This is a genomic window from Pedobacter duraquae, assembly GCF_004362245.1.
Lineage (GTDB): Bacteria > Bacteroidota > Bacteroidia > Sphingobacteriales > Sphingobacteriaceae > Pedobacter > Pedobacter duraquae.
This window is the reverse complement of the sequence record NZ_SNWM01000008.1, coordinates 82,570-108,418: the sequence shown is the minus strand read 5'-3', so window position 1 is coordinate 108,418 and position 25,849 is coordinate 82,570. Positions and strand designations below refer to the sequence as shown.

Genomic DNA, 25,849 nt, shown 5'->3' with positions numbered 1-25,849 from the left:
ATATATTTGTTTCAGGCTTAAAAAGCTCTTGAAACAGCATGAACCGCATCGACCGACTTTTAGGGATTTTAATTTTACTGCAATCCAGGAAGTATGTTTCTGCGGAAAAAATTGCTGACCATTATCAGATCAGTATCAGAACAGTTTATCGCGATATCCGGTCCTTAACAGAGCAAGGTGTTCCCCTGAGCTTCGAACCAAATAAAGGATATTTTATTATACAAGGATACTTCCTTGCCCCTGTTTCCTTTACCAACTCAGAAGCTAATGCGCTACTGCTTATGGAGCGACTGGTTTCGGGTTTTGCTGACCAGTCTATACAAACGCAGTACACCTCAGCGCTAAACAAGGTAAAATCTGTACTCAAGGGTACTCAAAAAACGTCATTGGAACAACTCGATGAGCAGATCAAGATCCAGCTTCCACCCTGTGTCAGCAATGAATTCGAACATCTGTCAGTATTACAGCAGGCCATCTCAGCCAAACTAATCATCAACATTGGGTATACAGATTTAAAACAGGATGTTAGCAGCCGGGCCATAGAACCTATCGGCCTTATATTTTACGCCTTTGGCTGGCACCTTATTGCCTGGTGCCATAAACGAAGTGCCTATAGAGACTTTAAGATCTCAAGGATCAACAGCATCAATGTCACAGAAGAACCCTTCCACATTGATACCCATATCCCCCTAGGCAGCTACATGACGCAACTTCCTGTAAACTTCTAAACTAAGCCCGATGTTGAGAACCTTGAAATTTATCGCCAGTCATCCGCTAACCAGAACCAACAAGATTCCTGCTATGCTCCATTTTTTAAGCTGGCAGCTGGGTTCAAGACTATCAAAAAAACCATCCATCTGCAACTTCACAGAAAGTACTAAGCTCATAGCATGGCCGGGATTAACGGGAGCCACAGGCAACGTGTATTGTGGACTGCATGAATTTGAAGACATGGGTTTCCTGCTTCATTTCCTTAAACCTTCCGATCTTTTTGTGGATATTGGCGCCAATATAGGCAGCTATACCATTCTCGCTTCCGCGGATATAAAGGCCACAGTAATTGCTATAGAGCCTCTGCCAGCCACATTCCATATCCTTTTGCAAAACATAGCCATTAACCAGGCAGCCAAACGTACTGAAACCTTGAACATCGCTTTGGGAGCGAAGAAAGACACCCTCAAATTCACGAGGACACATGACACAGGAAACCACATTGCCGCCGCCGGAGAAACAGATGTAGTGGAAGTTCCTGTGAACACGCTTGATAATGTGCTCTACGGCAAAGTTCCATCCCTAATTAAAATTGATGTCGAAGGCTATGAAGCCGAAGTATTAAGCGGCGCGACAAACACCTTAAACGACCCAGCCCTGAAAGCAATCATTATAGAGCTCAATGCCAGTGGGGGCAGGTACGGGCACAACGAGGAACATATTCACAACAACCTGATTAAACTCGGATTTACTCCTATGCAGTACGACCCATTTAAGCGGGCGCTCAGCGAAGCCGCGTATTTTGGCACCCACAATACAATTTACATCAGGGATCTTGAATTTGTAGAAGCGCGACTGCAGCAGGCCCAGCCATTTCATGTCCGCGGACAACATATTTAATTTCACATCATTAAATCAGACTGACATAGGGTTGTCAGTAGCCCACGTTTTCTTTGTTTAAAATTAAACAATCATGAAAACGTTAATCGACATCTACCGCGAAGAATTGGAGCAGGAAGCCCTAACAACCAGAAAAATGCTGGAGCGTGTGCCCACAGAACATTTTGGCTGGAAGCCGCACAAAAAAAGCATGGACATCAAAATGCTTGCAACCCATATTGCCGAGTTGCCTACCTGGGTAACCATGACACTCAAAACTGACGGGCTTGATTTTGCAGCGAATGCCTACAATCCTACGGATGTAAAAAACACAGAAGAGTTGATGCAGCATTTTGAAAGCAGCCTTAAAGATGGCCTTTCAGAATTAACTCCTGATAAACTCGAACACCTTGAAGAGGTCTGGACACTGCGTAACGGCGAAGAAATTTATAGCGCCTCTCCAAAGTATGCTTTTATACGCACAACACTGAGCCAGATCGTTCACCACCGTGCTCAGTTGGGTGTTTACCTGCGTTTACTCAACATTCCCATCCCTGGAAGTTACGGGCCGAGCGCTGATGAAACTAATTTTTAATCAGCCACATTGCACATTTTGATAGTTAATATGGGTATAAATTGATTTCTTTGTATATTAATTCAATTTATACCCATACTATGCCTGATTTGACTACGAGATTAAATAAATATATAAGTGAGAGTGGTTTATGCTCCAGAAGAGCGGCCGATCGCTACATCGAGCAGGGAAGTGTATTTATCAATGGCAAAAAAGCTAAAGTTGGGGCACAGGTAATATTTGGTGATGTGGTAACCGTAAACGGTCAAACCATTGATCCCAAAGAAGTAGACAATTCTATTCTAATTGCGTTTAACAAACCTGTTGGAATTACCAGTACTACCGAAGCCGGTGTAAAAAGCAACATCGTGGATTATGTTAACCACAGCGAGCGGGTATTCCCAATCGGAAGGTTAGACAAGGATTCTCAGGGCCTTATTTTCCTAACAAACAATGGAGATCTTGTAAACAAGATCCTTCGGGCAGGCAATAACCACGAGAAAGAATACCTGGTAACCGTCAACAAACCCATTACAGAACAGTTCATTGAGAAGATGCACAAAGGAGTTCCTGTACTTGGCGTAATGACAAAGAAATGTAAAGTTAGTCAGGAAAGCACATTTATTTTCAAAATCACCCTGATCCAGGGATTGAACCGTCAGATCCGGAGAATGTGTGAATATTTAGGATATGAGGTTACCAAACTGGAGCGTGTACGCATCATGAACATTAGCTTAAAAGGAATTCCCTCGGGCGAATGGAGAGAACTTACGCCAGAAGAACAGACTGACATTTTTAACCTCGTTGCTAAGTCAAGTTCACTTGAAGCGGCTTCAAAACCTAAAAAAACAGCTAAAGCAGGTCCCGCTGTTGCTGCTGAGAAGGCCCCATACAAAAAAGCATCAGCTAAAAGAGCCGAAACAAAACGGCCGGCAGCTAAAGGAAATAATGAAGACAAACGTGGTGCTTCACGCAAAGCAGCAGCAAGCAACGCTACACCAGATTGGTTTAAAACCAACGGACCCGCCAAGCGCCCCGCTAAACCAGGAAAAGGCAGACCATCGCCACCCTTTAAAGGCAAGGGTAAATAACATTAAAATTTTGGTTACCTTTGTAGCCTAATGGTTTCCACTAAGAAAACAGATATTCGCGCGCTGGATTTAGCGCAATTGCAGCAGCACTTCAGCACTATGCAGGAACCCGCTTACCGGGCAAAGCAAGTGTATCAATGGCTATGGGAAAAATCTGCCCGTAACTTTGACGAAATGAGCAACCTTTCTAAGGACCTTAGAAAGAAACTTGATGAGCACTTTGCCATCAATGTTGTTGAGGTAAACAATTCCCAATTCAGTAACGACCATACCATCAAAAATGCCTTCAGGCTTTATGATGGCAACATCGTTGAAGGTGTGCTGATTCCAATGGAAGAACGGATGACTGCCTGTGTGAGTTCGCAGGTGGGCTGCAGTTTAACCTGCAAGTTCTGTGCTACCGGATATATGGATCGCAAGCGAAACCTCAATGCTGATGAGATTTATGATCAGGTAGTGTTGATCGATCAGCAGGCGAAGAAAAACTACAACGCCCCCTTAACAAATATAGTATACATGGGTATGGGAGAACCCCTGCTCAACTATGCCAACGTACTGAAGTCTATCGAGCGCCTTACCGCTCCTGATGGACTAAACATGGCCTCAAAAAGAATTACGGTATCTACCGCAGGTATTGCGAAGATGATCAAAAAACTTGGAGATGATGGCGTAAAGTTTAATCTGGCACTTTCACTGCATGCTGCTAACGACAAGAAGCGGAATGAGATCATGCCAATCACTGAGCATAATTCATTAAAAGCTCTTGCGGAGGCATTGAAGTATTATTTCTCCAAAACAAAAAATCCGGTTACCTACGAGTATATCGTCTTCAATAATTTCAATGATGAAATTGAAGATGCGATGGAGCTCGCAAAGTTCTGTAAACACGTTCCATGCAAAGTGAACCTGATTGAGTACAATCCAATCCAGTTTGCAGACTTCATCAATGCCGAAGGCGATAAGATCGATGCTTTCTCAAAATATTTGAAAAGCCAGGGAGTAAATACCAATATCCGACGGAGCAGAGGCAAAGATATCGATGCTGCCTGTGGACAGCTCGCTGTGAAAGAAGGCGAAAGCGACACTTCGGTAAATTAAATAACCACTATTTGGCCGTCCGGATATACATTAGCAGATGTATATCCTCAAAAGTCTCGCATCCAACCTACTTAGTCTCCTATTTCCGAGGCTCTGTTCGGCCTGCAGTACGCCACTGATTAAGACAGAACGACACATCTGTTTACATTGTCTGCAAAATTTACCCTATACAGATTACCACATTTATCAGGACAACCGGGTGGCGAGGCAGTTTTGGGGACGTGTTCCAATATACTCTGCCATGGCAATGCTGCATTTCAAAAAAGGAGGCAGCGTACAGCAACTCGTTCATCACCTTAAATACAAAGGCCAAACTGGATTGGGCATTCAACTTGGAGAATTGATCGGCGCCCGTCTGATCCAGAACGTGGCATTTTCAATACCAGACCTCATCATACCTGTCCCTTTACATCCGGCAAAACAAAGAAAACGGAGTTACAACCAATGCACATATATTGCCGACGGTATTGCATCCGTTTTAAAAATACCTGTGTACCATGATATCCAGATCAAGCATAAAAATACGGGTAGCCAAACCCGCAAGGGGCGGTTCGAACGCTCGCAAAACCTTAAGGATGCCTTTAGCATAAAGAACCTGCAATTGTTATCAAATGCACACGTATTACTTGTCGATGATGTAATAACAACCGGCGCTACGCTTGAAGCCTGCGCATTGCTTCTTTTAGAAGAAAGCGCCAAAAGCATCAGTATCGCAGCAATTGGCTTCTCCGATTAAAAGCTATACAAATAATTTTAAATTTATTTTGCTCGTTTTAAGCACATTACATAAAACTTAAAATTCTTTTATAACAAACGCATACCAGACGCGTTTATATTACCGAGAGCGTTAATTTAGATGGTAGGGGTCGATATTTCCAAAATATCGGCCCTTTACTTTTATGCCTGATCTGGCTGTTGAATATCTTTAAGGCTGTATTCTTTAATTAAAGATTCAACCGGAATATTTAGTAGCATACTAAATTTACGAATCATAGTAATCGATAAAGATTGCTTGTAGTTAAGCACTTTGCTTACTGTACCCTTATCACCGTATAGCTTAGCAAGGTCTGCTGATTTATAGCCAAAATCAGACATCCTGATTTTAATAAACGTTATAGGATCAACTTCAGGAAGTGTGCTTGTTGCTTTTTCATATGTTGAGATCAAATGAACAAGCAGCATTTTTTCCCTGTGATCTTCAGTTCCTTTAACAGCGTGTTTAACCTCAGCGTAACGTGCCATTGCATTTTCATACTCCGCTTCATTCTCAATCAGGAACCATTGGTGTTTTGTATTTCCCATATAAACATGATTAAATTTGCTGAGCATCAATACGATCATATTCAGCATGCGTCCCTACAAACCGGACCTCAACAATTTCGTCGTCATAATCCACCTCGACGATTAGGCGGTATTTGTTTCCGGTGATCTTGAACCTTGCCCTGTTGCCCTTGATGATTTTTGCATGGGGAAAATCAATGATTACATCAACACTTCTTGTCCATGCGGCAATCTCGACAACACCAACCCAGGTGCTCAAACTCTTACGTGCATCAGCATGTTTAATACCGAATACATCCAGCCTGCGTAAACCAATAATTTCCATGTGCTGATTTTCAATAATCGTTATGGTAAATCCACGCTGCTATTGTATATATTCTGAACAACCTAAACAAGATTATTTTCCTATCACCTTCCAAAGGTAACACAATGTTGGCATAATACCAACTTTTTACTAAAATTTATTTATTTTCTTTTGCCGTTATTACTTTTCGGAAAGAAAAGCAACCAATACCTTCTTAATCTCTTCTGGATTAAATGGCTTAAGCAAATGCCCGTTCATGCCACTCGATTCAAACTTATCGAAGTCGTTATGCAGGGTAGACGCTGTAAGTGCAATGATGGGTAGATTTTTGTAGTAATTACCGTCCAGTTCTCTGATAATGATTGTCGTTTCAAAACCATCGATGCCCGGCATCTTGATATCCATAAATACCAGGTCGTAGTTTACCGTAGTAATTTTATTAATTGCCTCATGCCCATTAGATGCAGCATCAATTTCCAGGTCCCACTTACCTAAAATACGTCGTGCAATCAATATATTGATTTCATTGTCGTCTACAACAAGGATTTTCTTCCCGTTAAAGGTAGTTCTTGCGTTACCCGCTCTACTCTGGAGCTGCTCCTCAGAAAGCTTCAGGAAGCTGATCGGGAATGAAAAAGTAGTTCCTTTTCCTTCTACGCTGTGTACCTGGATATCCGACTTATAAAGCTGTAACAGCTTCTTGGTAATGGCCAACCCCAATCCTGTACCTCCGTATTTTCTGGAAATATCGGTTTTAGCCTGTGTAAAGGTCTCAAAAATATAAGATTGTTTATCTTCCGGAATCCCGATTCCGGTATCCTTAACATGAAATATAATCCCTATCTGTTTGTCATCTTCTTGTGCCAGTTCGAGAATCAACTCCACCTTACCCTTATCTGTAAACTTTAATGCATTCCCTAGCAAGTTCATCAAAATCTGATACAAACGGGTTTTATCACCTACGATCATTTCAGGAATCTGATCGTCAAATACCAATGACAACACATTGTTATTCTTACTTACATTAACCTGCAAGGAATTGATGATATCCGTTGCCAGTACCCTCGGACTAAATGGGATTGCTTCGAGCTCCAGATTTCCAGTCTCTATTTTCGTAAAGTCCAGGATATCGTTAATAATATGTAACAGGTTCTCACCAGAGAACTTCAATATATTCAAATCCTCCACCTGTGAGGGCTTAGGATCATTTTCCAGCAAAAGGTGCGTCATCCCAATCACCGCATTTAGTGGGGTACGGATCTCATGGCTCATTACAGAAAGGAACATTTCCTTCGCGTCGCTCAGCTGCAAAGCCTGCTCCTTCGCATCAAACATTTCCCGCTCCACCTGTTTGCGCTGGGTGATATCGGTGATCAGGTCGATCTGCCGATCAACTTCTCCATCTACATTCAGTACCGGTGTATTCGCAACAGAAAGCCAGATTGGTGTTCCATCTTTCTTTGTCGCCTGGACTTCTATAGAATACGACTCCTTATTTAAGGAGCGATTGCGTGATAGCTCAATCAACTCCCTGTCGGCAGGATTATCCGACAGCACATCACCAAGCAACTTGCCCTGAATATCGTCCAGACTATAACCTGTGAGCTTCTCCAGACTTTGATTCACCCAGGTCGTGTTACCTTGTTTATCAGTAATGTTAACCCCGGTATTTGTTTTACTTGCCACCAATGATAGCACTTGTAATTCTTCTTCCGCTTCTTTTTTATCGGTAATATCAATAATGATCTCAACCTCCATATCTACCTTACCCGCATCATCCAACACAATCGTGTTGTATACAGAAAGCCAGATCGGTTGTTTATCTTTTCTGTAGGCAAGGATATCGACGGTAAAGGATTGGTTTTGCTTGATCAATTCCCGAGCCTGATTAATCAGCTTAGTATCAGTTTTGGGCCCAGCAATCAGATCACCTAACCTTTGGCCTTTTAAATCCTCCAGATTAAAACCTGTAATCTTTTCAAAGGCATCATTAACCCAGGTTACATGATTATTGGCATCGTTGATTACCACACCGTTGTTGATTTTGCTGGCTACAAAAGACAGCTGCATCAACTCATTTTCTACCCTTTTATTCTCAGTAATATCCCGCCCGTACGTAAACCAACGTTCATTTTTTGTTACCATGCTCCAGCTTAGCCAGCGCACAATACCGCTTTTGCTTACAATGCGGAACTCTATCTTAAACTCCTTGCGTTTATTCCGCAAGCCATCTTCAATTGCAGCAATCAGTCTTGGTACATCTTCGGGGAAGCAAACTTCCCACATCCGCATACCAACAGCCTCATCAACAGTATATTCTAACACTGCTGTTACAGCTTCATTGATAAACAGGATTTTTCCGGCAAAATCAAGCACACAATGAATCTCCGGAGATACCGCGGAGATATTGAGCAGCTCATCAAAGTGCTTGGTTTTTGTTTCCAGCTGCAGACTTTTCTTTCGTATCGTAAGATGCAGCAACACCTCACCCGCCAATGTTTGCAACATCTCCCGTTCTTTTTCGGAAAGTGTACGCGGTTTGGTATCCAGGATACATAAAGTTCCGAGTACGAACCCATCTTCATCTATTAATGGAGCGCCTGCGTAAAAACGTACGCCAGGTTCTTTACAGATCAGTGGGTTATCAACAAAACGCGGATCGAGCAGCGCATCAGGGAATTCAGTAACACCTGGCTGCAGCATGGCATACTCGTCAAAAGAAGTCTCACGTGGGGTTTCCCTAACTGGTCCGCCAACAACAGCTTTAAACCATAAGCGATGCTTATCGATCAGTGATACAAAGGCAAAAGGCACATCAAAAAGATGAGCAGCCAGCCTGGCCAGGTTATCAAAACCTGGCTCGGCTGGCGTATCCAGAATTTCATAGGCATACAGGGCGCACAATCGTGCATCTTCAGTAGCTAATGTTGTTCCGGTCTCTATTGTCATATTTTATTTATATAATGGAAATTCAGCAGCAAGCGCGCGTACCGCAGTTCTAACGTCAGACAGGTTACTTTCGTCTTCAGCATTTACAATTACGCGATCTATTAGTTCTACAATTTTCTCCATCTCAGTTTCTTTGAATCCTCTTGTTGTGATCGCGGCAGTACCCACACGGATACCCGACGTTACAAAAGGAGATTTATCATCAAAAGGAACCATGTTTTTGTTTACAGTGATATCTGCTTGCTCCAGTGCGTGCTCAGCCAGCTTACCTGTAATGTTCTTATTACGTAAGTCAATCAGCATCATGTGGTTATCTGTACCACCAGAAATAATCCCATAACCTTTAGCCATAAAAGCCTTGGCCATGGCCTGAGCGTTTGCTTTCACTTGTGTAATATACGTTAAATATTCGTCACTCAAAGCCTCGCCAAAAGCGATTGCTTTAGCAGCAATGATGTGTTCCAACGGACCACCCTGAGTACCCGGGAATACAGCCATATCCAATACCGACGACATCATTCGCGTTTCACCTTTAGGTGTTTTCAATCCGAAAGGATTTTCGAAATCCTGTCCCATCATGATCATACCTCCACGTGGTCCACGAAGTGTTTTGTGTGTTGTAGTAGTCACGATATGGCAATGCGGCAATGGGTTATTTAAAAGGCCGCGCGCAATCATACCCGCAGGATGAGAAATATCAGCTAGCACCAATGCGCCAATTTTGTCGGCAACACTTCTGATAAATGCATAGTCCCATTCGCGCGAATAGGCCGAAGCACCACAGATAATTAATTTCGGACGCTCTGCCAATGCTACTTCTTCAAGTTTTGCATAGTCAATCAGTCCATCTTCCTTTTTAACTCCATAAAAGAAAGGTTGATACAATTTACCAGAAAAGTTTACAGGAGACCCGTGGGTAAGGTGACCACCGTGAGAAAGGTCAAAACCTAAAATCTTATCGCCTGGCTGGATCACAGCAAGCATCACCGCTGCATTGGCCTGCGCACCAGAATGTGGCTGCACATTTACCCATGCTGCACCAAATAATTCTTTGGCACGTTCTATTGCAATATTCTCAACTTCATCAACTACCTGACAGCCGCCATAATAACGTTTTCCTGGCAAGCCTTCGGCATATTTATTCGTTAGAACAGAACCTGCAGCTTCCATAACCTGCTTACTCACAAAGTTTTCTGAAGCAATCAGCTCAAGGCCATTCTCCTGACGGTCTAATTCCCTGTCAATCAAATCAAAAATTAATGTATCTCGTTTCATTTATCGAAGTATATTTTTGTAAAATTAAGTATTTTAAACTTTAGTTACCGAACCAAAATGTCGCTATTACTTAAATAGTTGACGGATATATTAAACAAAATACCGTACTTTGTATCTCTATTCTACTAAAACTACATGGAAGAATCTACCCATCCATTGCTGCCAAACATTAATTATCCCGCTGATTTAAAGCGCTATACTGAAGATGACCTGGAGCAAATCAGCCAAGAGCTACGTCAGTATATCATTGATGTAGTTAGTGTTAACGGCGGGCATTTCGGTGCCAGCCTTGGTGTAGTCGAATTAACAGTTGCACTGCATTACGTACTCAATACCCCTTATGATAAATTGGTATGGGATGTTGGCCATCAGGCCTATGGACACAAAATCCTTACCGGACGTAAGTCTGTGTTCCATACCAACAGAATCATTAACGGTATCAGTGGCTTTCCAAAAATCAGCGAAAGTGAATACGACACTTTTGGTGTAGGCCATTCTTCCACCTCTATCTCTGCGGCATTGGGTATGGCTGTTGCATCACATTATAAAGGGGAGAACGACCGCCAGCATGTTGCCGTAATTGGCGATGGCGCCATGACCGCCGGCCTTGCTTTCGAAGGGCTCAACCATGCAGGCATAGAGAATTCCAACCTCCTGGTAATCCTGAATGACAACTGTATGTCTATCGATCCCAATGTTGGTGCACTTAAAGAATATCTGGCAAGCATTACCACCTCAAAATCATATAACCGCTTTAGGGAAGACATCTCTCAGGTGCTCATCAAACTTTCTGAACTTGGCCCTAATGCGCATAAGTTTGTTAAGAAAATTGAGAAAAGCATCAAGGGTACCCTGCTTAAACAAAGTAATCTTTTCGAAGCGCTTAATTTCCGATATTTCGGACCTGTTGATGGACATGATGTAAAAAAACTGGCCAGCATCCTTAAAGACCTTAAAGATATTCCCGGACCAAAGCTTTTGCATTGTGTTACCGTAAAAGGTAAAGGTTTTGCCCTGGCTGAGAAAGATCAGACCAAATGGCATGCCCCCGGACTATTTGATAAAATAACTGGTGAAATAAAGAAATCAGCTTCAGATAAGCCACAACCACCAAAATATCAGGATGTGTTCGGACATACCCTGGTGGAACTTGCTGAAACCAACCAAAAAATTGTGGGCATCACTCCCGCTATGCCTTCAGGATCTTCTATGAATATCATGATGAAAGCAATGCCTAACCGTGCATTCGATGTAGGGATTGCTGAACAGCATGCGGTAACGTTTTCTGCCGGACTGGCTACACAAGGGCTTGTACCTTTCTGTAATATCTACTCCAGTTTTATGCAACGCGCTTACGATCAGGTAATCCATGATGTAGCGATTCAAAACCTCAATGTTGTGTTTTGTTTAGACAGAGCCGGACTTGCTGGTAGCGATGGTGCAACACACCATGGGGCTTATGACCTGGCCTATATGCGCTCTATACCTAATATGGTTGTTTCAGCCCCTATGAATGAAGAGGAGTTGCGCAATCTGATGTACACAGCACAACTGGAAAATCAGGGCCCTTTTTCTATCCGTTACCCTAGAGGCAATGGAATGCTGGTTGACTGGAAACGTCCTTTCAAAGCAATTGAAATTGGTAAAGGCAGAAAGATCTGCGATGGAGAGGATGTCGCTATCTTAACTATAGGCAACGTAGGAAATTTCGCTGTAGAAGCCTGTAAAGAATTAAACAGCGATGGCATCCACCCGGCACATTACGATATGCGTTTTGTAAAACCATTGGATGAAGCCTTGCTTCACGATGTATTTAAACGCTATAATAAAGTGGTTACTGTAGAAGATGGCGCCTTACAAGGCGGCATGGGCTCAGCAGTACTTGAGTTTATGGCCGATCATAATTATAAGGCAGATGTTATTCGTTTAGGTATTCCTGATGAATTTATCGAGCACGGAGAGCAACCCGAACTATGGGCGCTATGCGGATACGATACCGCCTCCATTATTAAAACAATTAAGACCGTAGCCGTTAGTCGCGCTACAGCTACCATAGCTTCTTAGCAGAGATTTCCCACAGAGTGTAGACAATGTCTACACTCTTTTTTTTAACCTTTTTTTCTAAAACACTGTTTTTCAATTGATTGATTTTGGCACGTACCAATGGCACAGTTATGTAACATAGCTAATCATATTACGAACAAATCAATTATTTAAAAATAGTAATCAATTAAAAAGAATAGTTATGAAAAAGATCATCTTATCAGCAGCGTTCCTTGCATTCGCAGGATTAACAACAGTAAAAGCAAACACTATCTCTACTTCAGCTATCGTTATACAACAAGACAGCACTACAAAAACTCCTGTTAAATTAGAAGAATTACCTGATGCTGTAAAAACAACCCTAAAAGGCGATAAATATAAAGACTGGGCTCCTGCTACAGCATTCCTTGTAACATCAGCAGATAAAAAAGAATGGTACCAGGTAGATTTGACTAAAGAAGGCCAAACAGCTTCTTTAAAAATCGGTAAAGATGGCGTTGTAGTTGAATAAACATCCCCATAATAATAGACAATTAATAACCCTCAAAAGCCGGATCTTCATCCGGCTTTTGTATTTTTGCCTGTATCACACCTAAGCTATGGCAAAAATCCTGATCGTCGAAGATGACCTTACCTTTTCCCAACTTCTGGAAGGTTTTACCCGAAAACATAAATACGAACCCTTTCCCGTACATACCGTAAAAGAAGCCCTTAAGCTCCTTAGCCAGGAAAATTTCGACCTGTTGCTTGTGGATTATCGTCTTCCAGACGGAACGGGTCTCGACATCCTTGCCCAGCTAAACGAAAAGGGTGCTAACATCCCCCTGGTAATCATGACCAGCTTTAATGATGTTAGAACCGCCGTAAAAGCGATACAACTTGGAGCATCAGATTATATCACCAAGCCTGTAAATCCCGATGAGCTGCTGATGATCATCCAGAATGGCCTTAAGCGCGAAGATCCAAAAGAAGAAACAGCCGGAGCAAAACATGCCGACACCATCCAGGGCAATAGTGAAACCGCACAAAAATTATATGAACACATCAACCTTGTGGCACCTACAGATATGTCGGTCATTATTCAGGGCGAAAGCGGTACCGGCAAGGAGTACGCAGCGCGGATGCTGCACCTCCAAAGCAAACGTGCAAGCCAGCCTTTTGTAGCGATAGATTGTGGCGCCCTTTCTAAAGATCTTGCCGCAAGCGAATTATTTGGTCATGCCAAGGGTGCCTTCACCGGCGCTATAAATGACAAGAAAGGACAGTTTGAGGCTGCCAATGGGGGTACACTTTTCCTTGACGAAATTGGAAACCTAAGTTACGAAGTACAGGTAAAACTCTTACGTGCGCTACAAGAACGTGTAATCCAGCCGCTCGGCACAACAAAAAATATCTCTGTAAATGTCAGGATTATCGCTGCTACTAATGACGACCTGATCAACTCGGTAAGCAATGGCTCCTTCCGCGAAGATCTCTACCATAGAATCAATGAATTTAAGATCCAGCTGCCCGCGCTGCGCAACCGGGGCAAGGATCTGGAACTTTTTATCCAGCATTTCATTACTTTATCCAATAAAGAGCTTAACAGAAATGTAAAAGAGATTTCTGCAGAAGCTAAACAGATATTAAACCAGTACGACTGGCCCGGTAACCTGCGTGAATTAAAAAACGTGATTAAAAGAATGGTATTGCTGAGTCCTGATGGCATTGCAGGCATCAGCTCATTACCCGACGAAATGATCCTTGCCATCCACCAAAGCCCTAAACCCGGAGGCTCAGACCTTAAAGCAATTAATGAAGCGAATGAGAAAAGTCTGATCCTGGAAACACTGATGAAGGTAAAATATAACAAGTCGATGGCAGCAAAACTGCTCAATATAGACCGAAAAACGCTTTACAGTAAAATGGAGCGCTACGACATCGAATAAGCGTTAACCGAAGAGATCAGGTGTTCCAACTGCCCAATCAATAATCCCAATTCCTCTTCTACAGCATCGGCAGGTAAGCCCGCATCGATATCTATTTCCAGCTCCCTGAACGCTGCCGCTAAATCGCGGGATCCAATCTGTGCAATGCGCCCTGCCAGGCGATGTACCAACAGGCGCTGCGTTTCGGCTTTCCCTTCCTTCAATGCATTGATGTCCGCCAGGCTGTCCGTCACAAAACGATCCAGTACTTTACGCAATTGCTCCTCATCACCAAAAGTCATCTTCTCCAGGTATCCGGGATCAAAATTACCCTCAGCAGATTCATCAAACAGCGCAATCAACTCCTGTTCTCTAAAAGGCTTAATCATAATGCCATCAAAGCCCTGATCCAGTAAACCCTGCTGCTCTTCAGGCAAAGCCTGAGCAGTAACGGCATATACTTTCACCTCCGGCGATAGCCTGGGTTTCATCAGGGTGTACAATTGTTTTCCAGACATCTCAGGCATACGCATATCCATTAGCAGATAACGCACCTGCCCATGCAGCTCTGCTGCAAGCATAGCAGAAGGTGTATTAAAACATCTATAACTGATATTATGGCGCTCAAAAATGAGGCTACACAAATCAAGAATCAGCTGGTCATCATCTACTACCCAGATCTCAGATCCTACAACTGGAACAGCGGGTTGTGCTTTTAACGCGGTTACTGGTTCTGTATTCAGCCTGAAAGTGAGGTAAACCGTAAAGCTGCTGCCCATACCAGGATCGCTTTTCGCGTAGATGCGACCATCCTGTCCTTCCACCAATGCTTTAACAATAGCGAGCCCCAGGCCGGAGCCCTCCTGCTCCATCCCTTTTTTTCCTGGCGATTCACTCTGCTCAAACTCACCAAAGATATACTTGCCTTCTTCTTCAGAGAAACCAATTCCAGTGTCCTTCACAGCAAAAGTAAAGTGCAGGTCGTCGCCCTGTCTTTTATAAAAAACCGTTAGCAGCACTTCACCACGATCAGTAAACTTAATGGCATTACCCAAGAGGTTGAGCAAAATCTGTTTCAACCTAAATGGATCACCAAAAACACTCCTGATACCCTGCAGTTCAATAGCACTATTCAGTGTCAGGCCTTTTTTTTCTGCCTGCGGCTTAACAATCAATGCTACCTCATCCAGCAAGGCACACATATCAAAAGTCTCGTTACTAAAGGTAAACTTGCCCGAAATGATCCTGTTATAATCCAACACCTCATTCACAATCTGGAGGAGATGTTCCGAAGAATGGTAGATCGCATCAATATCTTTACGCTGGGGCTGCAGTTGCTGCCTGATAATCTCGGCATAGCCGATGATAGACTGCAGTGGCGTCCGGATCTCATGACTCATATTCGATAAAAACCGCTGCTTGGCCCGTCCATGGAACTCCGCCTCGTCTCTGGCTTTCTCCAGATCTTTCCTGTATCTATTTGTCCGCGTAATATCCGTTAATATCAGATATAACAAAACGATAGTCAGTACAAAGAAAACCACCATGATCACAGTAATTCTGGAAATCCCAGTATTCACCACTTTCTTTGCCAGTACCGCATTAAGTTCAATCTGCGCTACGGCCTCCCCTTCTACCTTGCGTAAAATATCCAGCATCTGGCTAATTAGCCTGCTATTGGCATTGGCTAAAACTGCCTCCCTGTTCAGGAAGCTTGCACTCTTCAGCTTCTGCTCTTTTTCGATTGCCCTTAACGATTCTTCCAGGTTCTTCACCATATTCGCATCGTTACCCAGGGCAATCGTATCCCGCTTTACATTCTCTTCATTAACAATCCTGAACGATTTACTGTCTTCAGGTTTCTTCCGTGTAAACAACTTACTTAAAAAACCCCTGTTATCTTTCTCTTCAGGTATGACCGTTGTTGTAAGCGTTTTCTGCTCTGAAGTAACAACCGTACTATCACTCAAGGCGGCATTTTTATTTACCAGCTCGTTAAACTTCTGTACCTGTGTAGAGAAGGTCTTGTTATTCACCAGTCGCTCGCGCACCTTTAAATAATTCACAAACTGCTTATCACGTTCCTTCAGCAGTTCGCTAATCGAAGCAATGCGTTGTAGCTGCACGGTATCCTGCTGATATAAATACCGCAGCGTATCCAGGTTCATACGCAGCTGTTTGGACTGTTTAAAAAACTTAGTATAATTTCCGGGATCACGTAAGGCCTGTTTCTTTTGCAGCTGATCCAGTGCCGAAATCTTACTACTCAGCTCATGGACAATCCGCAGGCGCTCATTAGGCGCCGTAATATTCTCCACAGTACTCAACATGTCTCTAAAAGCCACCCTACTCACTCCCCAGGCCAGCAATAAAGCACAGCAGGCCAGAACAAGCGCTATGATGATCTTTTGACGCATTTAGTCTACTATAGGTTTATGTTTGGACAAGCGCAAAGCGCGACTCATTGCTTCCAGGTAATAATAATCTGCATAGCTCAATGGCGCATCCACTTCAGTATTGGAAGGCTTAGAGCCTGTACTATGCAAAAGAATAAAACCTTTAGCAGTTCCCGGAGCCGCCATGTAATTGGAAGTTATATTTTTCATCATGGTATTGGCTTTAGCCAGGTAACTTTTTCCCTTTTTACTATAAGTACTCAGTTCGTATAAACCAGAAGCAATTACCGTAGCCGCCGATACATCTCTCGGCTCATTTGGTATTCCCGGCGCATTGAAGTCCCAATATGGAATCAGGTCTTTAGGCATGTTTGGGTGACCAAAAATATAGGCAGCCACATGTTCCGCCTGTGCCAGGTATTTAGGGTCGCGGGTTTCCCGGTAACACATCGTATAGCCATACAGGGCCCAGGCCTGCCCACGTGCCCAAGCCGATTCATCGCTATAGCCCTGGTGCGTTTGTTTCTTCTGAGGAATGCCTGTTGCAGGATTGTAGTCTACCACATGCCAGGTGCTGTAATCCGCACGAAAATGATGCTGCATGGTCTTGTTCGCATGGCTCACCGCAATCTTATAAAACGAAGAATCCCCGGTTAATTTAGTAGCTTCAAAAAGTAATTCCAAATTCAGCATATTGTCAATAATCACAGGATAGTCCCATTGTTCCTTATGGTGATCCCAACTGCGGATCAATCCTATTTTCGGATTAAAACGAGTACTCAAAGTTCTTGCCGATTCTATCAGCACATCCTTATAATGTGGATCTTTTGTTAAACGGTACCCATTACCCACACTGCAGTACACCTTAAAACCCATGTCGTGCGTAACGCCATTAGTCTTTTCCTTTTCAATAAAGGCGGTATATTTTTCTGCGGCCGACTTATACTGTGCGCCAAGCCCCATTTCGTAAAGATACCACAACTCACCCGGAAAAAAGCCACTGCACCAATCTTTGGACGCCACCAATTTAAGTTCACCCTTTTCCAGGGTACGCGGAGTTACCAGATCTCCCTTCGGAATGCCTATGGCATCAAGCTCTTTCAGCATCAGGTTGGTTTGCGTAATAGCATTTGAAGTAGCTTTAGGAACATAGTTTAACTGTGCCGCTGCAGACAAGCACAGCATCCCTAAAGAAAGGGCAAGTAGGTTTCGTTTCATCATCATTTGGTTTGCCCTAAAAATAACAAAAAACGGATACCTAACCGGTATCCGTTCCATGTGATCCAACGTTCCTGCGCTGAAACGCAATTTCAAACGTTTTCAATTCTCCTGCAAATCATTTCAGGAAACGAAATTGCTGATCAATTATTTCTTGAACGCGCTTTTCAGCTGATCAGCAGCATACGCCTGAGCCTCTTTCGCCTGAGGCACTACAGCCGCCATTCCAAAAAACTCGTGTGTAACACCTTCATAGTTTTTACTATCAACACTAACACCTGCTGCTTTCAATTTATCGGCAAGCATTTTACCATCATTGTTCAACGGATCAATCTCAGCTGTTATAATTGTAGTGGCAGGTAAACCTTTTAGGTTAGCCATTACGAGCGACATGCGTGGGTCTTTAGCTTGCCCCATATTTACCAGGTATTTGTCAGTAAACCAGGCCATCATTGCTTTGTTCAAAGGCTTCGCATTGGCATACATTTTATAAGAATCTGTGTTCATATCGGCCTGCGCAATAGGATACACCAATACCTCGTGTACAGGAACCATGATCTTTTTGTCCCTGGCCATGATGCTTACATTTGCAGCAAGGTTACCACCGGCACTCTCACCAACAACAGCAATTTTCTTAGGATCACCTTTGATGCTTGCGGCGTTTTTAACTGCCCATTCATAAGCCGCAAAAGCATCGTTGTGTGCAGTCGGGAACTTATGCTCAGGAGATAACCTGTAAGCAACAGATACGACTACTGCACCTACTTGCTCGGCCAAGCCTTGTGCCGATGCATTGTAAACATCCAGGTTGGCAATTACAAAACCACCACCATGGTAGTACACAATAACCGGGAAGGGACCCGTTCCAGCTTTGGGTGTATAGATCCGTACATGGATATTTCCTCCTGTTACCGGAATCTCCTTACCTACAGTATCCACTTGTGGAGCAGGCAGTGTAATGTTATTTTCCTTCATCAGGTCCATCACCGCATCTGTAGGCGTATGATTTTTGCGCGCGTCAACAGCACTTAAAGTTTCAATTGGTTTATCACCGTAGCTGGCAAGCTTTTCAATCACGGCCTGCATCTCTGGTTTTATAGATTTACCCCATTCAGGCACAGGACCAGTGGCTTTAATTGCAGTCATAGATGCTGTTGCTGCGGTGCTGGTATCAACGTTTGTAGAGTCTGTCTTTTTATCGGCCGAGCTATTTGAAGAGCAGGAAGCAACAAACGCCATTCCCGCCAACAATGCCAATTTTGAAGTTAAATTAATGATTTTCATACTGGTAGATTTAAATGTTTTAAGATAAATGTATACCCGCAACAACTTAAATCTACCAGATGTTTTCTGCCACAACCCTAAGGAGTAGCTATTCTATATGCAGTTTAAGCAATCAAACTTGCTAATCCAGATCATGCCATTCTTACTGGCATACTTCTCAATACTGCCTTCACCATGCAGGCTGTTCAGCATATCTGCCGCCTCTTCCCTGCTCAAATTACTTAGGGTTACAAATTCTTTATCCGTCATGGTAGGGAAATGCGTAAATAAACTACGGGCATCTGTATCTATCTGTAGCTTCTGTGCATCAGGCACAATATCAAGAATCAGCCGTTCAAGCACCTCATACGGTTGCACGCCCTTCACCATCACAGGTTCCGAAACGCCATCAGAGAAAAACAACGTCGGGAAGCTCACCACGCCGCGTTGTTTTACCAGCTCCAGGTCTTCTTTAAACAACTCTACAGCTTTACCCTCATAGTCGCGGTATAAACGCGCAGAGTCCAGCCCATTATCGAAGGCGGCCTGTTTCAGGAATTCCCATTTAATAATATTTTTCTTTTCCAGGAACACCATCTCCTGAATCCTGCGCAAAAAGGAAACTGCCTTATCCGGGTCCTGCAATTGTGCCGCTTTGAATGCAATTGAAGGTGGATACGAAGAGCTCAAAGGATCTTCCAGCCACACGTCACCATCCATCGGCATCTCATGCTGGGCACCCGCTTCCTCCCAGTGCTCCGCAGCATCTGAAGGTTTCTGGATCTTCCCTTTCGTATAAGCTTCCCAGGAAGGCAAAAGCCCACCCATTACATAACGCAGGTTGATATAAGCACCATATTCAAGTTTCAGCTTTCTAATCAGCGGCTGAATAATCCAGCAGGTAGAACAGATCGGATCAGTGAAATAAACGATCTCCACCGGCTTTTTCAGCTGAGGATTCACCTTGCGCACCTTATCATCAATCAGTGGAATCGGAAACTCTTCATCATCATGACCCAATGGATCCAAAAAGAGATCGCGCAAACCCCGACCGAGGTGAAGATGTTCGACCACTTCTGCCGAACGTAAGTTATAATATTCAGAAAAGGCCTCAGCATAACTGTTTGTAGCTAATAACTTCGTGGCAAGCACCTTGGCATCTACCATGGCATTTGTAGTTCCTGCGCTGGTAAAAGGCAGTGCAAGATGAGCGGCATCACCAATTAAAACCACATTATCATCAGAGAATGCCGGCAGCACATCAAAGTCGCGCGTATTCCAGATATAACTGGTAGAAAAATCATTGCTGTTCAATACCTGATGAACCTCTGCAGGGAATGATTGCAATAGCGTATTGCAAAATACCTGCAACTTTCCTGAGTCGCCATCTTCAACATCAGAAATCGCCGGGTCGTACTGCATAAACCAAACCAGTTCCTGCTCAGAGGTAGGGATCATGCCGAAGGCAAGGCCACTTGTATTCCGCTGGAACTTATTGAAAACACCGATGTTACTTTGTGCGAGTTCAGCATTGTAGGCGATACCTACAATCTCTTTTACGCGGCCTGGTTGAAACTCCACCGGACCAAATATTGCCTGACGCACTTTAGAGAAACCTCCATCAGCACCAACAAAGATATCTCCATACTCAACATCACCATTTAAAAAAGCTGCGGCAACAACCTTTCCTTCTTCCCTGATGAAGTGCGAGAACTCACGGTTATCTTTCACCTGTCCGGCAGGTAAAAAGTCATATAGGAAGCGCGTTAAATCGGTCCGTTTAATGCAGCGCCAATTGTCGAGCTGCACACATTGCACCTCATCCCCATCCGGGCGTTTCAAGCTAAACTTATCTACACCTTTACCGGGTAATTTCGTTTCAGTTGCGGCGATCAGCTCGCGCAAAATGGCTAGCCCGTCGGTATGCATTAAAAAAGCATGACCACCGCCCTTAGAACCTACAGCGCGCTCGTTAACTACAACTTCTACGTTGTTGTTATGCAAATAATTTGCTAGTGTTAAGCCGCCTATGCCGCCACCAATAATAACTACTTTCATCGTGTACCTATTGTTTTTTTAACCCTATCCAGTGCTTCTCTCAATATATGTTCGGAGGTCGCAAAACTCATCCTGATATAGCCTTCGGCACCGCCGCCAAACCATTCTTTTAATCCCGGAACCACAGAAACCCTAGCATCATTGAAAAGGATCTCCTGAATTTCCTTACTGTTTTTTCCAGTGCCTGTGATATTTGTGAAGGCTACATAGCAACCTTCGGGAGCAATGCAATTAAAGCCCTGCACCTGATTCAGCTCCCCCACAACAAGATCTTTCATTCGCTGCAGATGGGCTACAAAATCACTCAGCCAATAGTCACACTCATCAAGCGCTGCACATACTGCAATCTGCGAGAGCAGGTTTGCACCGTGAATTGTTGAGTTGTGTAAAGACACTTCAAACAGCCTGCTGTACAAATCCGCATTGGTGGTCATCACCGTACCGATACGCAATCCCGCAAGACCGTAAGATTTGCTATATCCTGTTACCGTAACGGTTTTTTCTGCAATCTCCGGACTGATTGATGCAATGCTTGTAAACACGTGCGGTGCATAAATGATGTCGCTCCAAATCTCATCAGACAGGATAATCAGCTTATGTTTAACTGCCAGCTCACCAATCAATGTGAGCTCTTCTTTCGTAAACACCTTACCCGTTGGGTTTAGCGGATTACAAAGGCAGATCATTTTAGTTTTTGGGGTAATCAACCTTTCCATCCTGTCCATATCAACGGGGGCATCCCCTGGCGGGATAGAAAAAGGCAAGGCCACGGCACCTAATGTTTCTACCGAATAACGGAATAAGAAATCTACAGGATCAAAAATGATAGCTTCATCACCAGCATTTAAAAAAGACTTACAGATCAGGTAAATGCCAAAGGCGGCACTATCTACAGGAAACAGTAGTTCCGGCGTAGCGGGGATATTGCGTTTTTCGACAAAAAAGCGGGCTACACTATCCTTAAATTCTGGAAGCCCTGCCGGCGGACCGTACGATAGATAACGGTCTTTGGTAAATTTAATAATGGCTTCTGCAATTTCAGGAGCACTTGGAAAATCAGGATCAGCCGCCGTCAAAGGGATCACCCCTTCAGGCACAGTCGCCCACCTTAGGTTATACGCTCTTTTTCTTAGAATGTCCAGGTTAATGGAACTTTGATCAAACATGGGTAATTATAAATTGGAGATGATTTCGATAAATTTCTCTTTGGCAAGGGGTTTCACAATAAATTCATTCACGATTTTAAGGTGTTTGGCCCGCTCAATTTCATGCGGCGATATAGATGAGGTTACGATGTATAAATCGGGTCTTTTATTGGCAAACTCAATATATTGATAAGCTTCAAGAAACTCCCATCCATCCATAACAGGCATATTGAGATCCAGCAGGATTACATCCGGCAAGGCATCCTTGTCAAGCGCGATATCCATCAAATGATCAATGGCATCCTGTCCGTTGGTAAACACCTGGATCGACACATTGGCATTCGACTTTTCTATAATCCGCTTAGTCAGGAAAACAAAAACTTCATCATCATCAATCAGGTAAACTTTCTTCATATCGTGGTTACTGGTCAATAAAAACTACAAAAAATGTGGCACCATGGTCTGGCGTACTTTCTACCCACATTGTGCCGCCCATGGCATCAACCTGCGTCTTGGTCATATATAAACCGAGACCTTTAGCATTGGGATGTTTATGAAAAACCTTCCCGATTTTAAACACATTATCATGGTGCTTAATCAGGTCTATTCCTAAACCATTGTCCTTCACTGTAAGGATTACGCGGTCATTAACTTTTTCGGCCTTGATATCAATGGTGAGTTGCCTTTTCGGCGAATGGTATTTCAGGGCATTACTAATCAGGTTATGAAAGATGCTACCCAGGTATTTCGGAGGATAACGGATTACGGCACCATCAGCAAAGTCGATAGTGATAATGGCTTTTGATTTTTCAATTTCCATTTCCAAGCCATCCAGAGTCCGCTGCAGGCATTCCTTCAGTTTGATCTTTTCAGACCTGATCTCCAGATCCTGCTTAATCTGTATCGATTCTACCAACTCATTAAAGGTAGTATTCAGACTTTCGATTACGGGATTAAGTTTCGAAACCAGTAAGCGCTGTTCCTCAACATCCGTACTCTCTTCAATAAACTCTACCAACATCGACATATTGATTAGCGGTCCGCGCAGGTTATGCGATACGATATTACAGAAATCCAGGAGCTGGGTATTTTGTGCAGAAAGCTGTTTTACCAGGGCCGACTGCTTTTCTTCCATCAGCTTCCTGTCGGTAATGTCAATTCCAAAACCAATCAGTAAAGACAGTTCTCCTTTATCATCATATACCGGAAACAAGCGCCGTAAAGTAGTGATGGTCTGACCCTCAGGATTCTTGAGGCTATCCTCCCACCGTATCTCTTTTCCAGTAGCCTTAGCCTCCAGAAATTGCTCCCTGCGCTTGCGGGCAACGCTATCATCACGGTGACGGTAGGCGGCATATTCAAAATCATCCTTTCCGATGATATATTTCCTGAGTTCGTCATTTTTAATCGCGCCGGGATTTACAAAAACATACCTGTGATTTACATCAAACACTGCAATATCAGTAGGAATTTTATTCAGGATATTCTCGTAAAAAGCCTTCTGCTTATCAAGTTCAAGGGTTGTTATATTCGTTTGGTCGAGCTCCATTCTGGAATCCGACTCCATCTTTTTGGATTTAATTAGCTCTACCCTAAGTTTCAGCAAACTCATCACCTGGTTGGCCAGCATCCGCAACCCTTCCAGTGTACGTTCAGACAGCTCGCGTGGCCGGGTATCCCCTATCGCCAGGTGACCCAGGATCAAACCATCTTCTGTTACCAGCGGCACCAATACCGCAAAACGCAAGAAGGGCGGCCCCGTTACAAAAGGGTGATCCGCAGAGCGCGGATCGCTATCCATGTCGTCCAATATAAAAAGTTCTTTATTTGGCTCACGAAAGGCCCAGAAAACCTGATCATGATAACCATCTGCCACCGGCAAACTCAATTTCGACTTATACCAGACACGGTTCTCATCCAGAAACACAAGCATCCCCAGCTCAGTATCTGTAATCTGACCAGCCAGGGCAACAATATTATCATAATCCTCTTCAGGAGTAGTATCAAGAATATCCAGCTCATAAAGCGCGGCTAAACGCCTCGCCTCTTCGGTGGATTCTGTAATTTCTAAACTCATTAGGTAGCTTTTATGATAATAACCGTCGGGGACACAATTTGTTACATCTATAGTTTCCTGAACGTAAACAACAGTTGATCCCCGAATTAAAGATATAAAACAAAATGAGTTTAACGCAATTTATCCAGGAAATTATCGTTTGGCTGCTTATTATCAATCGCTAAAGTCAAAGACGGTCAGCTCGATTAATCTTAGACAAGATATTATCGAAAGCAGCTACATAACCAGTTAATTTAGGGTCTATCCATGACAAAATATCTTTGATATCATTAATTGCATCTTGGTTGCGAAAGATGTAATTCCAATAGTTTATATTTCATAAGAAAGTTTTGTCTATGTTAAAAATTTCTCTTAATTTTATGCCGTTAGGCCTGGTAAAGCCTCCTTTTCTTAGAAAAAGCGTAACCAGGTAGGGTTTAAAGCCCTGGGATTCCCAGGGCTTTATTTTTTATTTTGTGTTCAAACACAGTGTTCCCCCAGCAATTCATTTATTTTGCTCAGCAAATTTGTTCGAGCAATTCAGGCCACACTTCGACCATCACGTCCATGTCACATTCTCTAACACACCAATGTCGATAAACACTATTTCCCAAAAAAATAAATTTCAACCACTTAACAAAAAAGCCCTTTAACTTTCGCTAAAGGGCTTGAGAGCTGGTCTCGAAACCAAATATTATTTACCCAGAGAAAGTCTTAAGTTCAATTCAAAACTCCCGTTGGTATAACCAGAAAGTGCGGAAGTTTGCGTGGTATACATCCCGGTAATCAGATACTTCCTTTTAAAGTCCATACCCAGGCCATAGGTTGTGCTCTTGGTGCTATGGTATAGTCCTGTTAACAAGATCTGACGATCTAACAGTGTAAGCTGTGCACCGGCATCCCAGATATTATCATAACCCTGCACACCGCGATAAGCAACCTTTGGCTCTAACCCTACTGCATTGCCTCCTTTATCAAAAACAAACTGGTAGCTGGCGGCACCATAAAATGTAGCCACATCAGCAAGCCTTACTGTTTCCTTTTTAAAGAAGCTTTTCAGGTTCGGAATTGCTGCCTGAATGTTCAGTCCATTACTGGTAAAAGCAACCCCAAAATCACCATCCAGGTAAGTACGACGGGTATTGTACATCCCCACCATGATATCGTTCGGATCTCCGTTGATATCAGAATTTTCCAGACGTTGGTTGGCAAAGCCCAATGAAACGCCGAAGTGCAACTGCTGCTCCGCATCGGCACTCAAAGGCAAATGGTAAGCATAACTTCCCACTACGCGTACCTGTCTTTGTAAACCAGCACTTTCATTGTTCACATTCAAACCCAAACCCACCTTGTTAAAACCATAATCGGCAGTCAGGTTTTGTGTTAGCGGCGATCCCGGAATGTTGTTCCACAGCTTGCGGTACACACCATTAACCTTCAGTCCCTGGGTAAACCCTGCAAAGGCCGGATTGGCAATATATTGATTGGTATAAAACTGTGCACCTAAAGGATCAAGTTGTGCTTTAGCCGAGAAGCCGGCTAAAGCGCAAATTAAACTTAAAGTGATTTTACGATATATGTTCATGTTATTGTTTCTTGAT

21 protein-coding genes are annotated in these 25,849 nt (G+C 43.4%); 9 read left to right on the top strand and 12 right to left on the bottom strand.

Features of this window, described 5'->3' with window-relative positions:
• The first annotated feature begins 38 nt into the window (after positions 1-38).
• The 6 genes from CLV32_RS22855 to CLV32_RS22830 all read left to right on the top strand — a co-directional run bounded on the left by CLV32_RS22855 (position 39) and on the right by CLV32_RS22830 (position 5,089).
• The gene (locus CLV32_RS22855; protein ID WP_133559297.1) at positions 39-728 is read left to right on the top strand and encodes a helix-turn-helix transcriptional regulator; all 690 of its coding nucleotides are present in this window, start codon (positions 39-41) and stop codon (positions 726-728) included.
• A 10-nt stretch (positions 729-738) separates the two neighbouring features.
• Positions 739-1,611 carry an FkbM family methyltransferase gene (locus tag CLV32_RS22850; protein ID WP_133559296.1) on the top strand — a complete coding sequence of 291 codons (873 nt, stop codon included), beginning with the start codon at positions 739-741 and terminating at the stop codon, positions 1,609-1,611.
• Positions 1,612-1,684: 73 nt separating this feature from the next.
• Positions 1,685-2,185, top strand: a complete 501-nt coding sequence (locus CLV32_RS22845; protein ID WP_133559295.1) for a DinB family protein — start codon at positions 1,685-1,687, stop codon at positions 2,183-2,185.
• 80 nt (positions 2,186-2,265) lie between these two features.
• On the top strand, positions 2,266-3,255 hold the full coding sequence (gene rluF / locus CLV32_RS22840; protein WP_133559294.1) for a 23S rRNA pseudouridine(2604) synthase RluF: 990 nt from the start codon (positions 2,266-2,268) through the stop codon (positions 3,253-3,255).
• A gap of 30 nt (positions 3,256-3,285) precedes the next feature.
• Positions 3,286-4,353 carry a 23S rRNA (adenine(2503)-C(2))-methyltransferase RlmN gene (rlmN, locus tag CLV32_RS22835; protein WP_133559293.1) on the top strand — a complete coding sequence of 356 codons (1,068 nt, stop codon included), beginning with the start codon at positions 3,286-3,288 and terminating at the stop codon, positions 4,351-4,353.
• Between the two features lie 37 nt (positions 4,354-4,390).
• On the top strand, positions 4,391-5,089 hold the full coding sequence (locus tag CLV32_RS22830; protein ID WP_133559292.1) for a ComF family protein: 699 nt from the start codon (positions 4,391-4,393) through the stop codon (positions 5,087-5,089).
• 161 nt (positions 5,090-5,250) lie between these two features.
• On the opposite strand, the gene CLV32_RS22825 is transcribed toward CLV32_RS22830, so the two are convergent.
• The 4 genes from CLV32_RS22825 to glyA form a co-directional block, all read right to left on the bottom strand.
• Positions 5,251-5,655, bottom strand: a complete 405-nt coding sequence (locus tag CLV32_RS22825; protein WP_133559291.1) for a helix-turn-helix domain-containing protein — start codon at positions 5,653-5,655, stop codon at positions 5,251-5,253.
• Between the two features lie 10 nt (positions 5,656-5,665).
• Entirely contained in the window at positions 5,666-5,959 is a 294-nt protein-coding gene (locus tag CLV32_RS22820; RefSeq protein ID WP_133559290.1) for a type II toxin-antitoxin system HigB family toxin, read from the bottom strand.
• A 159-nt stretch (positions 5,960-6,118) separates the two neighbouring features.
• A complete protein-coding gene (locus CLV32_RS22815; protein ID WP_133559289.1) occupies positions 6,119-8,887 on the bottom strand; it encodes a PAS domain S-box protein in 2,769 nt (922 codons plus the stop codon).
• A 3-nt stretch (positions 8,888-8,890) separates the two neighbouring features.
• Positions 8,891-10,162: a serine hydroxymethyltransferase gene (gene glyA / locus CLV32_RS22810; protein ID WP_133559288.1), complete on the bottom strand. Its 1,272-nt coding sequence runs from the start codon at positions 10,160-10,162 to the stop codon at positions 8,891-8,893.
• A 135-nt stretch (positions 10,163-10,297) separates the two neighbouring features.
• Between glyA and dxs the strand changes: the two genes are divergently transcribed.
• The 3 genes from dxs (at position 10,298) to CLV32_RS22795 (ending at position 14,133) form a co-directional block, all read left to right on the top strand.
• The gene (gene dxs, locus CLV32_RS22805; protein ID WP_133559287.1) at positions 10,298-12,226 is read left to right on the top strand and encodes a 1-deoxy-D-xylulose-5-phosphate synthase; all 1,929 of its coding nucleotides are present in this window, start codon (positions 10,298-10,300) and stop codon (positions 12,224-12,226) included.
• 181 nt (positions 12,227-12,407) lie between these two features.
• Positions 12,408-12,716 (top strand): hypothetical protein, encoded by a 309-nt coding sequence (locus CLV32_RS22800; RefSeq protein WP_133559286.1) that lies wholly within the window; start codon positions 12,408-12,410, stop codon positions 12,714-12,716.
• Between the two features lie 88 nt (positions 12,717-12,804).
• Positions 12,805-14,133, top strand: coding sequence for a sigma-54-dependent transcriptional regulator (locus CLV32_RS22795; RefSeq protein ID WP_133559285.1), 1,329 nt, complete (start codon positions 12,805-12,807; stop codon positions 14,131-14,133).
• Here CLV32_RS22795 and CLV32_RS22790 read toward each other — a convergent pair.
• The 8 genes from CLV32_RS22790 to CLV32_RS22755 all read right to left on the bottom strand — a co-directional run bounded on the left by CLV32_RS22790 (position 14,118) and on the right by CLV32_RS22755 (position 25,833).
• On the bottom strand, positions 14,118-16,529 hold the full coding sequence (locus CLV32_RS22790) for a hybrid sensor histidine kinase/response regulator (protein ID WP_133559284.1): 2,412 nt from the start codon (positions 16,527-16,529) through the stop codon (positions 14,118-14,120). The two genes, CLV32_RS22795 and CLV32_RS22790, sit on opposite strands and share 16 nt — an antisense overlap.
• Entirely contained in the window at positions 16,530-17,726 is a 1,197-nt protein-coding gene (locus tag CLV32_RS22785) for a glycoside hydrolase family 88 protein (RefSeq protein ID WP_133559283.1), read from the bottom strand.
• A gap of 147 nt (positions 17,727-17,873) precedes the next feature.
• Complete coding sequence (locus tag CLV32_RS22780) at positions 17,874-19,010, bottom strand: alpha/beta hydrolase (protein WP_208111089.1); 1,137 nt, start codon at positions 19,008-19,010, stop codon at positions 17,874-17,876.
• A gap of 93 nt (positions 19,011-19,103) precedes the next feature.
• Positions 19,104-21,047, bottom strand: a complete 1,944-nt coding sequence (locus CLV32_RS22775) for a DsbA family protein (RefSeq protein ID WP_133559282.1) — start codon at positions 21,045-21,047, stop codon at positions 19,104-19,106.
• Positions 21,044-22,213, bottom strand: a complete 1,170-nt coding sequence (locus tag CLV32_RS22770) for a pyridoxal phosphate-dependent aminotransferase (protein ID WP_133559281.1) — start codon at positions 22,211-22,213, stop codon at positions 21,044-21,046. Before CLV32_RS22770 ends, CLV32_RS22775 begins: the two co-directional genes overlap by 4 nt.
• Before the next feature lie 6 nt (positions 22,214-22,219).
• Positions 22,220-22,606 carry a response regulator gene (locus CLV32_RS22765; RefSeq protein WP_133559280.1) on the bottom strand — a complete coding sequence of 129 codons (387 nt, stop codon included), beginning with the start codon at positions 22,604-22,606 and terminating at the stop codon, positions 22,220-22,222.
• 7 nt (positions 22,607-22,613) lie between these two features.
• Entirely contained in the window at positions 22,614-24,269 is a 1,656-nt protein-coding gene (locus CLV32_RS22760; protein ID WP_133559279.1) for a sensor histidine kinase, read from the bottom strand.
• 673 nt (positions 24,270-24,942) lie between these two features.
• Entirely contained in the window at positions 24,943-25,833 is an 891-nt protein-coding gene (locus CLV32_RS22755) for a PorP/SprF family type IX secretion system membrane protein (protein ID WP_133559278.1), read from the bottom strand.
• Positions 25,834-25,849 lie beyond the last annotated feature (16 nt).